Below are 15,380 nucleotides of genomic sequence, written 5' to 3' on the forward strand. Positions count from 1 at the left end.
CACGATCAACAACCTGTTTGACTGCTTCAATTTTAAACTCTTCAGGATAACGCTTACCGCTCATGGGCACCTCTCTTTAAGTCATCTTAAATGACTCTGAGGTGTCTGTTAAACCCGTGGCGATTCAAAGCACCTTGAAAGATGGATTCGAAGAGATGAAGCAGGATGCATTAGATGAAGCGATCAGCATTGTGGATGCGCTTCAGGAATATTCAGGCTACTAGACCGCCGCAATGGCGGTTTTTTATTGGAGATAGATAATGAGCAAGATGACTTTTGTTGTTGAGTTTGAAGAAGGAAAGGAGCCTCCGGTAGGAGCTGGAACCGAAATCCTTGGTGGTAGGTTGAAGGCTGCTTCATGGAGTGATTATCGTGATAATTTCTTCACGCAAGAGCAGATGGATGAGATCGTAAGCGCACTAGACGAAGCGGAATGGCACGGACAAATTGATGAGCAAATATCAACCTGGATTAGAAGCAAGCTTGAGCTATTAACAGAATAGCCATCAATCGCAGTAACCATGGAGTCACACAGCCTCACACTCGATGGGGCTCATCAACTTTTCCGCAATGGAGAAATCAATGAGCGATATGATTCAGCTTGTGCCCAATAAGTGGGTATCAGAGAAGGTTTTGATGGCGATTACCGGCCTGACAAAAAACGCGATCAGATTAGCCAGGGAAACGTCATGGATGGAGGGTAAAGAGTACCGCCATTACTCATGCGACTGCCAGCCTAAGGATAACTCCCCTATCCTTTACAACCGCCACGAAGTCGACAAATGGGTTGAGCGTCAGCAACCCGCGATTCCCCGCAAGAAATCTGCTTAAATACCCCTTCGATTAACCAAAGAGGAAGATGCATGAAGTATCCAACCGGGATTGAAAACCACGGGGGCACGCTGCGCCTGTGGTTTATCTATAACGGTGTCAGGGTAAGGGAAAGTCTTGGTGTACCTGATACAGCGAAGAACAGGAAGATTGCCGGGGAGCTGCGTACAAGCATTGTCTACGCAGTAAAGACGGGAACTTTCAACTATGCATCACAGTTTCCAAACTCCCCTAACCTTCAGCGATTTGGTGAGGTGAGTAAGGCGCTAACCATAGGAGAACTTGCAGAGAAGTATTTATCGCTTAAAGAGACTGATGTTGCATCGACGTCTATTAAGACATACCGGACGATAATCAAAAACGTTCTTCTCATTCTCGGTGAGAGGACGATCGCATCGTCGATAAGTAAAGAAAGGATTCTTGAGGTAAGGAAGGAATTGTTGACCGGTTATCAGCTTCCGAAAACCCAGTATGTAATTACTGAGCCAGGGCGTTCTGCTGTGACGGTCAATAACTACATGACTAACCTTTTCGCCATCTTTCAGTTTGGCGTTGAAAACGGGTATCTCGATGACACACCATTCAAGGGAATATCTCCACTAAGAGAGTCACGAGTCGTTCCTGACCCGCTATCAAGGGAAGAGTTTATCAGGCTCATAGAGGCGTGTCGCAGTCAGCAAGCAAAAAACATGTGGTCTCTTTCTGTATACACAGGAATCCGCCCGGGTGAACTGTGCGCTTTGGGTTGGGAGGATATCGACCTTAAGGCTGGCACGATGATGATAAGGAGGAATCTGGCGCAGGATAAATTTACCGTTCCCAAGACTCAGGCGGGAACGAACAGGGTGATACACCTTATCGAACCTGCAATTGAAGCTCTGAAGAGCCAACTTGAAATCACCAGGCTTGGCAAGGAGCACATGATTGATGTTCACCTTCGAGAGTACGGTAAAAAAGAGAAGCACAAATGCACGTTTGTTTTTCTCCCATCCGTAACTTCAAGAACGGGTTTATGTGGCGATCACTTCACGGTCGATTCGGTAAGGCAGACATGGGATACGGCAGTCAAGCGCGCAGGCATTCGTCACAGGAAATCATACCAGTCACGTCACACATATGCTTGTTGGTCATTGACTGCTGGAGCCAACCCTGCATTCATTGCTTCGCAAATGGGTCATGCTGATGCGCAGATGGTTTTCCAGGTTTACGGGAAATGGATGTCAGAAAATAACGATGCGCAGGTAGCGCTTCTGAACTCAAAATTGAGTGAGTTTGCCCCATCAGTGCCCCATGCAACATTAAGAGCTGTATAATTCCCTTCTGTTTCATAACGTTAAAACCTATAAAACTTGAAATCCATAAATTCCAGGGCGGTGCCCAGCCAGCCGGAAACGGCGGCTTTCACCAGATCGGATGTGGTTCTTTGAGGTTGTACTTGCGTCATAATGGCTATCTCTGAAAGGTAAGATGCGTACCACATAGCGCCTGTCTGCGCAGGCGCTTAACCGCGTAAATGATTATTGGCCGAACGTGAGCAAAACTTTGCAGCACTGCCGCTGGTCTTTCTCAAACAGTTCAATAGCGTCTTTAACGTGGTGATAGTCAAAGGTATGGGTGATCAGTTTTTCCGGGTCGATCAGCCCCCTCTTCAGCCAGTCGATAACGACCGGGAATTTGTTGGCGTTCAGGCGCGAGGAGAAGATCGCCAGCTCTTTGCCGGTGATGCCCTGCTGAACAATCTGGCTCGGCTCGCTGGAGAACCCCATCAGCACGATGCGCGCCGCCGGTGAGGCCAGAGTTATCGCTTCCTGCAAAATGGAGGGATGGCAGGCGGCATCAATGATTAACGTCGGTTTGATGCCTTTTTCCTCCAGCGCGGCCTGCAGCGACTGCTCGCCGTTATTAAAGACCCAATCCGCGCCGCTGCGCCGGGCCATCGCCAGACGCTCGTCTATGCGATCAACCACGATAACCTGCTTCACCTGATAGACGCCTTTCAGGGCCTGAACCGTAACCAGCCCCATCGGCCCGGCGCCATATATCAGCGCGACGTCCTGTTCAGTCGGTTTCGCCTGCCCCGTTACGTTGGCGGCGATGGTGAAGGGCTCAACCATGACGGCGTGCTTATCAGGAATGTCATCCGGAATGGGCCAGGCGTTTTGTGCGGGCACGACCGCATATTCGCTAAAGCCGCCGTCACGGTGAACGCCCAGCACCACCAGCGAGGTACAGACGTTCGGTTTTCCCACTGAGCACGGGTAGCAGTGCCCGCAGCTGATTACCGGATCGACCGAAACGCGCTGGCCCAGACGCGCGCTGTCAACGCCCTCGCCCACGGCGTCAATCACGCCAAAAAACTCATGGCCGATGACGCGCGGATACTTCGCAAACGGGTTATGGCCGCGGTAGATGTGGCTATCCGACCCGCAGATCCCGGCAAGCTTGATACTGACGCGGACGTCACCTGCGCCAGGTACCGGGAGTTGACGCTCTTCAATTACCAGTTCGTTCGGCTGTTGAATCACTACGCTTTTCATCGTTTGCTCCTCGCTTACCAGTTCCACAGCGTGCCGTCTTCAAGACGGGCCACCGGCAGATAGGCCGGATCGTACGGGTATTTCGCCGCCAGCTTCTCATCAAACTCGATGCCCAGCCCCGGCTTGTCGCCCGGATGCATATAGCCGTTATCAAAGCGCCAGCTGTGCGGGAAGACCTCCAGCATCTGTTCGGAGTAGCCCATATATTCCTGCACGCCGAAGTTCGGCACCCACAGGTCGAAATGCAGCGCCGCGGCATGGCACACGGGCGACAGATCCGACGGACCGTGCGAGCCGGTACGCACCTGATAGAGCGACGCGAAGTCCGCGATGCGGCGCATCCCGGTGATGCCGCCTGCGTGGGTAATGGTGGTGCGGATATAGTCGATCAGCTGCTCTTCGATGAGCTGCTTGCAGTCCCAGATGCTGTTAAACACTTCGCCTACCGCAATGGGCGTAACGGTGTGCTGGCGGATCAGGCGGAAGCAGGCCTGGTTTTCCGCAGGGGTGGGATCCTCCATCCAGAACATGCGGTATGCTTCAATGCTCTTGCCGAAGCGCGCCGCTTCGATGGGCGTCAGGCGGTGGTGCATGTCGTGCAGAAGATGCTCATTGAAGCCGAATTTATTACGCACCGCGTCGAACAGCTTCGGCGTGAAGTCGAGGTATTTTTCGGTAGACCAGAGCTGCTCTTCCGGCCAGTCGCCTTTGGTCGCAGGCTCGTAGGCCAGCCCCTTCCCTTTGGCCATGCCGTAGGTGGTTTTCATGCCCGGCACGCCGCACTGCACGCGGATCGCCTTAAAGCCCATCTCTTTGTGACGGGCGTAATCTTCCAGTACGTCGTCAATGGTGTGGCCGGTGGTGTGACAGTAGACCATTACCCCTTCGCGTGAGGCGCCACCCAGCAGCTGGTAGAGCGGCATGTTGGCCGCTTTGGCTTTGATATCCCACAGCGCCATATCCACGGCGGAGATGGCCGACATGGTGACCGGACCGCGACGCCAGTAAGCACCTTTGTAGAAGAACTGCCAGATGTCTTCGATGCGGTGCGCATCGCGGCCAATGAGCTGGGGGCAAAGGTGATCCTTCAGGTATGAGGCCACGGAGAGCTCGCGTCCGTTTAGCGTAGCGTCACCGAGGCCGACAATCCCCTCATCGGTGGTGATTTTAAGGGTGACAAAGTTCCGCCCCGGGCAGGTAACAAACACGTCAGCCGCGACAATCTTCATAATTCCTTTCCTTACATCGTTCGTTGTGATGCCGGAAATTTACGCAACTACACTACTACCATACAAGTATAATGATCGTAAAATAAGCTAACGATCACAAAACCGGGGGCTCATGCGCGGCCCCATCCCGCCACAATAATCAGCATACCGCACAGGGCAATCAGCGCGCCGGCCCAGTCATAGACGCTGAGCTTGACGCCGTCCACCACGCGTAGCCACAGCAGCGCCGTGCAGACATAGACGCCGCCGTAAGCCGCATAAACGCGCCCGCTGGCCGCCGGATGCAGCGTTAACAGCCAGACAAAAAGAGCAAGTGCGACGCTTGCCGGAATGAGCAGCAATACGGATCCACCCTTTTTGAGCCAGAGCCAGGGCAGGAAGCAACCGATGATTTCACACAGCGCAGTCGCAAAAAAAAGCAGCGTCGTTTTAAGCATATTTCACGTCAGGTGAGGATTTATTTAACCATCATACCTGATGATGCCCTTTACTTTTCCATACTTGCTCCGCGGGTATGCCGTCATTTCGCTTTAGTGTAGAATCTGTACGGGGTAACTTGATTATCTGCACCCATTTAAAAGGAAACGCTATGACCACATTAAGCAAACGCCTTTGTCTGACAGCCCTGCTGGCGCTGTCATCGTTCACCTTTGCCGCCTCTGCGACAGCGGAAACCAGCAAGCTCATTATTGAGTCTGGTGACAGCGCGCAAAGCCGCCAGAACGCCGCGATGGACAAAGAACAATGGAATGACACCCGTAGCCTTCGCCAGAAGGTCAACAAACGTGCCGAAAAAGAGTGGGACAAAGAAGATGTCGCTTTTGACGCGCGCGATAAGTGTCAGCAAAGTGCAAACGTCAATGCCTACTGGGAGCCTAACACCCTGCGCTGCCTGGATCGCCGCACTGGCCGCACGGTAGCCCCATAATGTCGGCGCCCTGCGACGTTAAACTCCGTCCGCTGGAGCGTGAAGACCTGCGCTTTGTCCACCAGCTCGACAACAATGCCAGCGTGATGCGCTACTGGTTCGAAGAGCCTTATGAGGCCTTTGTCGAGCTGTCCGATCTCTACGATAAGCACATTCACGATCAGAGTGAACGTCGTTTTGTGGTGGAGTGTGAAGGTGAAAAAGCCGGGCTGGTGGAGCTGGTTGAAATCAACCACGTTCACCGTCGGGCGGAGTTCCAGATCATCATCTCCCCTGAGCATCAGGGAAAAGGCCTTGCGTCACGCGCGGCCAGGCTGGCAATGGATTACGGATTCAACGTTCTGAATCTCTACAAGCTTTACCTGATTGTGGACAAAGAGAACGAAAAAGCGATCCATATCTATCGCAAGCTGGGCTTTATGGTGGAAGGCGAGCTGATTCACGAGTTCTTTATCAACGGTGAATACCGCAACACCATCCGCATGTGCATTTTCCAGCATCAGCACCTGGCCGGACATAAACCGTCAGGCGCCAGCCTGCTGAAACCTACCGCGCAGTGAGATCGATGACAAACCGTGTCATAAACCGTTGAGCTGTCTTTCTTGCCGGGTGGCGCTGTGCTTACCCGGCCTACAGGGTGCTTCATTGTAGGCCCGTGCAAGCGTAGCGCCGCCGGGCGAAACGCACAAAATGCACTTTACGCTCAGTAATATTCAATCGTGTTCTTGATGGTGTACTTGTGCTCAACGGCGGGTTTGACGCTATCGTCCGTGATGGTCAGATCGCAGCTCACCGGGTTATTGTGGCGATCGTAGTCGCAGCTCTGCGTCACGTTGCCCAGCGGCTTGTCATTCAACATGCTGACTGCCGAGTAATCCATTCTTTTGCGCAGGTCTTTCGACGGCGTCGACTGGACGGACAGATGCTGATCCCCTGATACGGTGGTTTTGCCCAGCGGGTAACCATCCGCGTCGTAGCGATACTTCACTTCCATCTCTTTGCCGTGCGCCGCCACCACAAATCCGTTGTCGTCGGTATCCCACGTTACCCCGGCTGACGGCAGTTCGGCCAGCTGGCATTTGCCCTGCAGCTTCACTTTGCGCTGCTGGGTTTCCGCATCAAGATAGTAATTGGCATCCAGCACCAGCGCCACGCTGGTGTTGGCCTCCAGGTCGTGTAGCTCCAGCGTATCGAAGCACCCTTCCGTCGAGACGGTGCCGGTGACCCGTTTAGACACTTCGCCCTTCTCGTTGAACAGCGTCTGGGTAAAGTCTTTGACCGGGCCGCGCAGCGGATCAAAATCAAATTCGTTTGAAAAACTCGCCATCTCGGGCGTAAACGACAGCGGCGCGGAGCTGTTGTCGCACCCCACCAGTGTTGCTGCCAGGAGCGTTATCGCTGCATATTTCTTCACATTCATTTCCGTACAGGGAGATTATTCCCAATCATATTAGCAAATACAGATGTTTACACGAAGCCTGCTAAAATTAATCTCTACACAGAGAAAAGGAGCTACAGATGAAACGGTTACCCTGGATTACCGCCCTGCTGTTAATGAGTGCCTCAACGGCCGCGCTGGCGGCACCGGATTCCTGCGAGCGCGTGAAAAGCGACATTCAGCAGAAGATCGTCAACAACGGCGTGCCTGAGTCAGGTTTTACGCTGAACATTGTGCCGAACGACCAGGCCGATCAGCCGGGCACGCAGGTTGTAGGCCACTGCGCTAACGACACCTTTAAAATTCTGTACACCCGCACAGGCAGCGGTGCGGCAGCTGAACCTCAGTAATTGAGCGTCAATTCCCTTTGATTTGACAAGGATTAAGATCTAATACCCCCAAATAAGTAACACTCACCCCATCATTAGCCCGGATATCATTTCGGGAGAAATAATACGCAATAATAATGATGGGGTGAGCCATGTCCGATGCTGAACATTACGACGGCGGAATTAGCCGTCGAACTCTCGTGAAATCTACGGCGATAGGTTCTCTGGCGCTTGCCGCTGGTGGGCTCTCGCTTCCCTTTGGCCTTAAAAGCGCTGCCGCTGCGGTGAAGCACGCCGTCCAGCCTCCTGAAGATACCGTGGTGTGGGGCGCCTGCTCGGTCAACTGCGGCAGCCGCTGTGCGCTGCGTCTGCATGTCCGCGACAACGAAGTGTATTGGGTCGAAACGGATAACACCGGCGAGGATGTGTATGGCGATCACCAGGTGCGCGCCTGCCTGCGCGGACGTTCTATTCGTCGCCGCATCAATCACCCTGACCGTCTGAACTACCCGATGAAGCGCGTGGGCAAACGCGGCGAAGGCAAGTTCGAGCGCATCACGTGGGATGAAGCGCTCGACACGATCGCCGCCAGCCTGAAAGACGTGGTGGCCAACTACGGCAACGAAGCGGTGTATATCAACTACTCTTCCGGGATTGTCGGCGGCAATATCACCCGCTCCTCCCCTTACGCTTCGCTGGTGGCGCGCCTGATGAACTGCTACGGCGGCTTCCTGAGCCACTACGGCACCTACAGCACGGCGCAAATTGCCTGCGCGATGCCCTACACCTACGGCAGCAACGACGGCAACAGTACCTCGGACATCGAAAACACCAAACTGGTAGTGATGTTCGGCAATAACCCGGCGGAAACGCGCATGAGCGGCGGCGGGATTACGTACTATCTGGAACAGGCTCGCGAGCGGTCCAACGCGCGCATGATTGTTATCGACCCGCGCTACACCGACACGGCAGCCGGACGCGAAGATGAATGGATCCCGATCCGTCCGGGAACCGATGCCGCGCTGGTGGCGGGTATTGCCTGGGTATTAATCGACGAAAACCTGGTCGACCAGCCATTCCTCGACAAATACTGCATTGGCTACGACGAAAAAACGCTGCCGGAAGGCGCGCCCGCTAACGGTCACTACAAAGCGTATATTCTCGGCCAAGGCGATGACCACACGGCGAAAACGCCGGAGTGGGCCTCCCGCATCACCGGTATTCCCGCCGATCGCATCGTTAAGCTTGCCCGGGAAATCGGCTCCGCTAAACCGGCTTATATCTGCCAGGGCTGGGGACCTCAGCGTCAGGCGAACGGCGAGCTGACCTCCCGCGCTATCGCGATGCTACCGATCCTCACCGGAAACGTCGGGATCAACGGCGGGAACAGCGGCGCGCGTGAGTCCACCTACACCATCACCATCGAACGTATGCCGCTGCCGGATAACCCGGTCAAAACGCAAATTTCCTGCTTCAGCTGGACGGACGCCATCGCCCGTGGGCCGGAGATGACCGCCCTGCGCGACGGCGTGCGCGGCAAGGATAAGCTGGACGTGCCGATTAAGTTCATCTGGAACTTCAAGGACTTGAAGCGGACCCTTAGTAGGCCTGAGGTCCTGCATTGAGTCAAGGACTTTGTGTCAGGCTTTGTGTCAGCCTTGTGTCATTAGACGGGATGTCTAGACGGCTGGTCAGCCCCCCCGGTGGCCTCGGTCTGGACTTGAGGCGGGCTATGGGGGAAGTCTGCTGGCTTAATGTATTAGATGGTCATTCACATTTTTCTGTCAGAAACCATCGGTCCCACTGTGAGTACAAACCTAAGCCCCCCAGAAGCCCACCCACAGCCTTAGACAGAGTGTCGAATACATTCACACCGAGTCGACCGGAGAGGTCCATATAGAGGCCCACAGAGAGGAACACGAGTTTATAGACCAGAGTCAGGAGGGACCTTAGGTCTGCGGAAGTCATAGACATAAAGCCCCTTATCTGTTATGTTATATTATTACATTAAAAACAGGTCCAGACCATTGGTCCAGACCATAGTTAGTTAATCATAGTGATAACCCACCACCTGAAGTCCTGCTGATATTCAGTCCAGACTTACCTCTTACCCATTGGTCTTACGCTTCGGTCTTGGTGAACTTCAGGCGTTTGACTACAGGCAGGACGGCAGTAGCTGAGCCAGTGCCCATCTTGACGGTCGTAGCAGCTTCAGCGACAACGAACACTTTACCGAGGATTTCCAGAGAGTGAGACTGAGAGTCACCATCACGGGACAGGACCGCCGTAATGTTTTCGCCATCGTGGCGGAAGCAACCGAAGCTCAGAGCCGTAAAACGCTTAGCCATCATGAACACGCCACGGTCTTCACCGTTGTAATACGCAATATCAGTCCCCAGCATATCGACGATAGCGTCTTCACCACCGAAGCCCTGCTTAGCAGCCAGACGGGAGAGAGCCTTGAGGTGTGACTCATGGGCGATGATACCGTAATCAGTAACCTCAGAACCGAAAGAAGATTCGGTGTTGTCATACAGAGCGTCCATGATAGTGTCTGCCTTAGCGGTCAGGCTGCCAGTCAGGACCGGAAGCTCTACGGTCTTCAACAGTTTGGAGGACTCCAGAACGTCGACCATGCGAGCGTTGATGGTACGGACCACATTCTCACAGATGTTCATAGCGTCCTGCTGAAGTGTGCCCTGAGTGAATCCGGTGGATGACTTGGCGTCCCAGAGCTTGGTCTGCTCAGAGATGAGAATAGCCTGCTCGATTGGTTCGACCACGATTTCTTGTCCAGACGGAACGGTCACGACTTCAGGTCGCTTACCACCACGGACAGGAACGACCACAGAGCGGTCAGCCAGAGTGTGAGCAATGATTGGAGTAGGCAGGCTATTGCGGGTAGGCAGGACTTCTACAGGGAACGGGATGTTCTCCTGAGCGGATTTCAGCACACCATTCAGCATTGTCTTAACCAGTTTAGCCAGCTCAAAGGCGTAGACCTGAGGGTCTGCGTTAGTTGGCAAACCTTCGTTAATCTGAATGTTGTCGGTGTCGGTGATACGTACTGGCTCAATGCCGAACTGGAAAGCGTCTTTAATCGTCATAATAATCAATCTCCTGAATTAGTTTGGATACTGTGGGTCCCGACATCAGGTCAGGACCACTTGTGTGTCTGTGTCTTAGAGGCTGTCCATCCAGTTGTCCGTGGACTCAATGTCAGCGACCATAGAAGCACGGGAGCGCCCAGCGGAATGGGTAGCACTGCGGAGGTGCTCACCATAGGTCCGGCGTTCAGCTTTGACCTGTTCACGGCGCTGTAGCTCTTTCTGCCACTCTGCATCAGTCATGTTCTCTTCACGCATACGCTCAGCCTGAATGCGCTGCTCTTTAGCAATACGCTCAGCTTCGGCTCGCTTGTTCTGCTGGCGGCGACCATAGGCGGTCATCAGGTCATTACTGAAGAAGTTGCCAATGGTCACGCCAGCTTCAGCCAGAGCTTCCAGTAACTCCATCGCCTCGCGGCTGGTGGACGGTAAGCCTGACAGGTAGCCCGGAATCAGGGTCTTAATCGCCAGAGACAGCGGATAGGACTGACCGTCCAGACTCACAGTATTTTCATAGGGATTGATGTCGGTGACTGATAGTTTCCAGTCGTTGTTGTTGAATAACATAAGGTAGTACTCCTATTGAGAAGGTGAGAACTATCGGTATCGCAGACACAGTTATGCCTACGGGTCTCCCCGCATCGGTCATTCTCAAAAGGTGTTTAAATTAAGGTGGTTTACCAGCAGGAAAACTTTTCCGTCTGGCTCAATGCGTCGAAACTTCGGTCAGCAGACGATAGGTTTATGCGGCGGTTTTTCTGCCCCATAAGGTTCAAGACTCCAGTTCACTAGCTGCGCTAGACTTCGCAAAGGCTCGGCGTAACTGATTGTCTAAATCACGGTCCACCAACATAGCTATCAGCTCGTCTCGACTGTAGTACGGGCGCTCGGGGTCTTCGACTCCAAGTCTCAGCAGAGACAGCAGATGACGTGTAGGTAGACCACGGTAACGAAGGGTTGCTTTGCCGATAGGTGTACGAGGGTCAATCATAGCCATGACTACTTACCTCCACGGTTAAGACGCTTCTGTGCTCGACGCTCAGCAGCCTTTAAGCGGTCACCATCAGCTATTAGCTCTCTCCACTTCTGGGCGTTCCCCTGCATCCATGCGTAGCCTTTAGCTGTCACCTGCCATGTGTCTTTACCCATGACTGACTTAGTGACGAATAGTCCAATACTGAACGCCTTCTCCTGAGGTCGAAGCTCGTCGGCGTAACTGTCAGGGTTCCACTTCTGGACGAACTTACCGGAGCGCTTCAAGCCCTCTTTCAGTTTCATCGGGGCAAGACCCAAAGATTTACACGCCCAGTTCCACGGAACAGAGCCACCATTGGTCAGACGACCGTCAAAGATGTCTGCCTTAGGTGCTGCGATGGAGAGGTTAGCGTTAGCCTCGTCAGCCTGTTTGACCGCTACACGCTCTCGGACGATTGCGTCGTTACGCATAAAGATGAAAGCATTGATGACCATCAGGTAGAAATCTGTAGAGACCCACATAGCATAAGCCACGGTCCCAGCCTCGGTCGCCCATGTACCACCGCCGTCACCATTCACGGTCCGGAAATTTCCGGAGCGGTCAAGTTGTGTGCGAATCTTGTTATTCCACTCAGACGGCATCTTGCTTGCTGGAAGACCTAACACTCGGTGAATCTCGTTCAGGTTCCACATGCGCTGGTCGTTGCAGATGAATGAATGACCCTCGATGACGATAGGTAATGCTTCAAGCTGGCTCATGGTCATCTTAGAAGTCCTCCCACTCGCTGTTATCCTCTGACATTTCTACCTCGGGGTTATCACCGTCGATAGACTTGAAGCGGTCAGGCAGGACGCCGATAGTCTCAGACGCAACGTAACGAACCACCGCCAGCCAGAGAGTAAGGTCCGCCCACATAAGGTAGGCCAGCACTGCCACAAAGCTGCCACACAGGGTCTTCTGTACACTGTCAAACGACACCTCTCCAGCCTCTTCTAATGCACGAGACTGTCGGCTGCGCCACTGTGAGAACGTCTTGTTAGCAGGCAAGCCAGCAGCTTGATGGACCTCAAGCATGTCGAACCAGACACCCTCATTGATGGCGTTAGGTGTAGACAGGATGGTCTTACCGTTGATAACGATGGATTTAATAGTCATATAAAGGATGCTCCTTTGGTAAAGCACTTTCTGTCTCCACGTGGAGTCCGCACCTATTCAATGCATCCAAACGGACCCACCAAAAAATGCTTAACGAAAGTGAATAGGGTTAATGTTGATTAGTGTTGGTCTGGAGTGACCATGTTCTCCATGTGCATATAAGGTGAGACCGCATGTCAGGACGAGCTGTAAGGACTCCAGATGGTGAGCGGTGATAGACTTAAGCCAATGAGATGACTGAAGAACGCTAACGAGCTGGAGGTCATACAGGAGGTCTGACAGAGGCGGTCACGGGCCTTGATTACTTAGGAGAGATACTTAATGTCGGTTGACCAGATGCTCGCATGTTCTGACGCATCAGACTCAGAGGCGGAAGCAGGTCTCCTATAGTGATAGTTTAGGGTCCGTAATCATGAACCAGCTTTACTGGCGTGGTACTGGACGGATTTACTGGCGCTGACGACGGCAGCATAGACGTAGCGAGCGTAGCGAGTTGAAACCATAGGTTCACCCAAGGCAACACGCTTACGGCTCAGGGACTCCTGCACAGCGCTTACAGTTAATGTGTCGTGCGTTAGTAGTTGGGTCAGAATCAAGTATGGGCTGACAGGCTTGGTATTGCTTGCCATTGATTCGCTCAGGCGACCAGCACCAGTAAGGACATCATCCAGCCAGCCACTCAAGTCACCCTGACCATCGAATGGCAGCAGGTCCCCGCAGTGCTGCTGCAAGTAGGCTTTGGTGAACGTGTTGTCGTGAGTTGCGATGGGTCGTGCCATAGAGTATCTCCTGTAGTTGAATTAGTTGGTTCCCCTATAGTGATAATCAAGTCCACCACTGGTGATGCATACAGTAGCGCGACAGGATGTGACTCACAGGCTGGACTGGATGTCAAGGATTAAGTCGACCCTAGGAATTAAGGAAGTAAATATAAAGAGGGAGGACCGGATGTGACTCACAGGTTGGACCGAATGTCAAGGACTAAAGACGCCTCAGGAATTAAGGAAGTATATATAAAGAGAGACCAGAGGCGACTCACAGTTAAACAGGAATGTCAAGAGGAGACATAGGAATTTGGAGGGACCGGAGTTTAGGACGCAGTTTAAATAAGACCACAGACAGACTTAGAGTCGGACAGCCGAAGGCGAACCAGTGGGCCTATAGTCAGGAGGGATTATGATTATTATCACCCTCCCTAACTTCAGTCAGACTTCAGTGACCCAAGGTCTCAACCATCAAGCCGTATATGGTCTCCACCTTGGGTCTTCCTACTTAAAGTAAAGCTGTCTTCAGCACCTCAGCCAGCCTACCAACAGCGTGTCCTTTCCCGTACAGGTCATACGTAATTGACTGACTGCTATGGCCTAAGATGCCCTGAGCGTCCACCAGATTGACTCCACGCTCTTTCATTCGGGTCGCCAGCCAATGCCTCAGACTATGGAGAGAAACGTTCTCAGCGTCTCCCAGTGCCTCAGTCAGGACCCTAGAGTTAAACCAGCTAGAGTAGGCGCTCGGAGTCATCCCGAAGAGAGGACCGCCGTCGTCAGGCTGCGTGTCTACCCATTCAAGGAAGGACTTCAGGTCGAACCCACAGGCCCCATCGGTCAGCGGTACAAGTCGGACTGAATGCTTGTTCTTCACAGACTTACCGTCCCCATCTTCATTGATGTCGATGCAGGTTAAACCGTTGTCTAAGGTGACAATGTCACGTTTAGTCAGGTGGCAGACTTCAGCAGACCTCGCGCCAGTGACCACAGACACCAGAGACGCCCATCTACGGGCCTCAGAGGTCGTGTGAGCCGTGTGTCGTGTGAACTGATACTCAGACTCAACACGGACCAGAAGTCTCTCCAGCTCCTCGTCTGTGAACGCTCTGCGCTTGGAGTCGATATCCTTGGTCAGCTTCATCCGTTCAATAGGGTTGCGGCCCTCAAGTTGCCCATTCATCAGGCCATAATCAAGACACATCTTCGCCTTAGTCAGCAGCTTGTTGATTGTCGATGGTCTCACCTCAGCAGCCAGCATGGAGTCCCTGACAGCCAGCCACTCAGAGCGGGACATCAGGTCCATGTCTTCAGGTAAGAACCGAGAGACGGTATTCAGTGAGGACGACAGGTCCTTGTAGCTGGAGGACTTCAGGGTCTGGACCTTCTCAGCCAGCAGCGAGGACACTAGGCTTGAAAAAACCACAGATGGCTGACGCTCCTGTGTGAAAACTGCTGGTCTATCCCCCTGCTCATTCTTCAGAATTGACGTAGAGTCGCCTATAGTTGAGTAATCAGTATGGTTATTATCATCAATCAGCTTAATCAGACCAGAGGCATCACCAGTGTCTACCCTCTGCTGTGCTGCGGTCAGGACTTCAAGCGCTAACCTTATGCCCTTCTGCTGGTCCAGACTCAAGGCTTGCGTAGCGGCTAGCTCCTTCAGGTTGGACTTCTCGTCCACCAGAGTAGCGACCTCAAGTCCATTCCAGTAGTCATCACTGGCGTCTGTCAGGAACTGCTCAGCCATAGACCGGAGGTGGTCCGTAAGCTCCTGTAGCGAGACATCAGGCCTATCCAACATGAAGGACTTAGCTGTGGCTGCAAGCTCTCTCTGACGCATTGTGGCTACTCTCCTGTCTGTGCTTCGGGTCGATACTGAAAGAAACGGGATGGTCTGTCCCTTGAGTCTGAAGCGGATAGTATATCGACCATTGGCTCTACGGACTAACTGAGGGACTGCAAGGTCCTTGATTTGTGTCAGCCTTGTGTCAGGACTTGAGGTGCAGACTTGCTGATACAGATAGGGAGACCCAGAGAAAGAACTGGATGGACATACAGTATTATCATGGTTAATGTCAGTCAT

The 15,380-nt window shown here is 53.1% G+C and carries 17 protein-coding genes and 1 pseudogene; 8 read left to right on the forward strand and 10 right to left on the reverse strand.

The features are described from left to right. The first annotated feature begins 101 nt into the window (after positions 1-101). The 4 genes from ACHH0Z_RS14710 (at position 102) to ACHH0Z_RS14725 (ending at position 2,144) form a co-directional block, all read left to right on the forward strand. Positions 102-224 carry a hypothetical protein gene (locus ACHH0Z_RS14710; protein WP_395149541.1) on the forward strand — a complete coding sequence of 41 codons (123 nt, stop codon included), beginning with the start codon at positions 102-104 and terminating at the stop codon, positions 222-224. A 36-nt stretch (positions 225-260) separates the two neighbouring features. Continuing rightward, complete coding sequence (locus tag ACHH0Z_RS14715; protein WP_045408323.1) at positions 261-503, forward strand: hypothetical protein; 243 nt, start codon at positions 261-263, stop codon at positions 501-503. Between the two features lie 79 nt (positions 504-582). Beyond that, complete coding sequence (xisR, locus tag ACHH0Z_RS14720; RefSeq protein WP_031274995.1) at positions 583-831, forward strand: excisionase family protein; 249 nt, start codon at positions 583-585, stop codon at positions 829-831. A 32-nt stretch (positions 832-863) separates the two neighbouring features. Further along, entirely contained in the window at positions 864-2,144 is a 1,281-nt protein-coding gene (locus ACHH0Z_RS14725) for a site-specific integrase (protein WP_045408322.1), read from the forward strand. Between the two features lie 204 nt (positions 2,145-2,348). Here the strand turns inward: ACHH0Z_RS14725 and ACHH0Z_RS14730 are convergent, their stop codons facing one another. From ACHH0Z_RS14730 to ACHH0Z_RS14740, 3 genes are all read right to left on the reverse strand, one after another. Continuing rightward, the gene (locus ACHH0Z_RS14730) at positions 2,349-3,368 is read right to left on the reverse strand and encodes a Zn-dependent oxidoreductase (protein WP_025911408.1); all 1,020 of its coding nucleotides are present in this window, start codon (positions 3,366-3,368) and stop codon (positions 2,349-2,351) included. Positions 3,369-3,382: 14 nt separating this feature from the next. Beyond that, on the reverse strand, positions 3,383-4,597 hold the full coding sequence (rspA, locus tag ACHH0Z_RS14735; protein ID WP_025911411.1) for a starvation-sensing protein RspA: 1,215 nt from the start codon (positions 4,595-4,597) through the stop codon (positions 3,383-3,385). Positions 4,598-4,707: 110 nt separating this feature from the next. Next, the gene (locus ACHH0Z_RS14740; protein ID WP_008502413.1) at positions 4,708-5,034 is read right to left on the reverse strand and encodes a YnfA family protein; all 327 of its coding nucleotides are present in this window, start codon (positions 5,032-5,034) and stop codon (positions 4,708-4,710) included. Positions 5,035-5,186: 152 nt separating this feature from the next. On the opposite strand from ACHH0Z_RS14740, the gene ACHH0Z_RS14745 reads away from it, so the two are divergent. After that, on the forward strand, positions 5,187-5,525 hold the full coding sequence (locus ACHH0Z_RS14745) for a DUF1283 family protein (protein ID WP_032636712.1): 339 nt from the start codon (positions 5,187-5,189) through the stop codon (positions 5,523-5,525). Then, complete coding sequence (speG, locus tag ACHH0Z_RS14750; protein ID WP_008502415.1) at positions 5,525-6,085, forward strand: spermidine N1-acetyltransferase; 561 nt, start codon at positions 5,525-5,527, stop codon at positions 6,083-6,085. Before ACHH0Z_RS14745 ends, speG begins: the two co-directional genes overlap by 1 nt. 143 nt (positions 6,086-6,228) lie before the next feature. Here speG and ACHH0Z_RS14755 read toward each other — a convergent pair whose 3' ends face one another. Next, complete coding sequence (locus tag ACHH0Z_RS14755; RefSeq protein ID WP_008502416.1) at positions 6,229-6,945, reverse strand: YnfC family lipoprotein; 717 nt, start codon at positions 6,943-6,945, stop codon at positions 6,229-6,231. A gap of 98 nt (positions 6,946-7,043) precedes the next feature. On the opposite strand from ACHH0Z_RS14755, the gene ACHH0Z_RS14760 reads away from it, so the two are divergent. Together ACHH0Z_RS14760 and ACHH0Z_RS14765 are read left to right on the forward strand one after the other, a co-directional pair. After that, positions 7,044-7,313, forward strand: a complete 270-nt coding sequence (locus ACHH0Z_RS14760; RefSeq protein WP_021241220.1) for a DUF1161 domain-containing protein — start codon at positions 7,044-7,046, stop codon at positions 7,311-7,313. A 131-nt stretch (positions 7,314-7,444) separates the two neighbouring features. Further along, positions 7,445-8,872: pseudogene (locus tag ACHH0Z_RS14765) on the forward strand (molybdopterin-dependent oxidoreductase); the annotation flags it as partial. 540 nt (positions 8,873-9,412) lie between these two features. Here the strand turns inward: ACHH0Z_RS14765 and ACHH0Z_RS14770 are convergent. From ACHH0Z_RS14770 to ACHH0Z_RS14795, 6 genes are all read right to left on the reverse strand, one after another. Continuing rightward, the gene (locus ACHH0Z_RS14770) at positions 9,413-10,402 is read right to left on the reverse strand and encodes a hypothetical protein (protein ID WP_024262807.1); all 990 of its coding nucleotides are present in this window, start codon (positions 10,400-10,402) and stop codon (positions 9,413-9,415) included. Between the two features lie 72 nt (positions 10,403-10,474). Then, positions 10,475-10,966: a hypothetical protein gene (locus ACHH0Z_RS14775; protein ID WP_032236555.1), complete on the reverse strand. Its 492-nt coding sequence runs from the start codon at positions 10,964-10,966 to the stop codon at positions 10,475-10,477. Between the two features lie 432 nt (positions 10,967-11,398). Continuing rightward, positions 11,399-12,139 carry a KilA-N domain-containing protein gene (locus ACHH0Z_RS14780; protein ID WP_000178825.1) on the reverse strand — a complete coding sequence of 247 codons (741 nt, stop codon included), beginning with the start codon at positions 12,137-12,139 and terminating at the stop codon, positions 11,399-11,401. A gap of 1 nt (position 12,140) precedes the next feature. Further along, complete coding sequence (locus tag ACHH0Z_RS14785) at positions 12,141-12,530, reverse strand: hypothetical protein (protein ID WP_000153249.1); 390 nt, start codon at positions 12,528-12,530, stop codon at positions 12,141-12,143. 410 nt (positions 12,531-12,940) lie between these two features. Further along, positions 12,941-13,309, reverse strand: coding sequence for a hypothetical protein (locus tag ACHH0Z_RS14790; RefSeq protein ID WP_032671097.1), 369 nt, complete (start codon positions 13,307-13,309; stop codon positions 12,941-12,943). A gap of 493 nt (positions 13,310-13,802) precedes the next feature. Continuing rightward, positions 13,803-15,380: a site-specific integrase gene (locus ACHH0Z_RS14795; protein ID WP_001397936.1), complete on the reverse strand. Its 1,578-nt coding sequence runs from the start codon at positions 15,378-15,380 to the stop codon at positions 13,803-13,805.

The organism is Enterobacter cloacae complex sp. 2024EL-00227 (assembly GCF_043945315.1).
GTDB lineage: Bacteria > Pseudomonadota > Gammaproteobacteria > Enterobacterales > Enterobacteriaceae > Enterobacter > Enterobacter roggenkampii.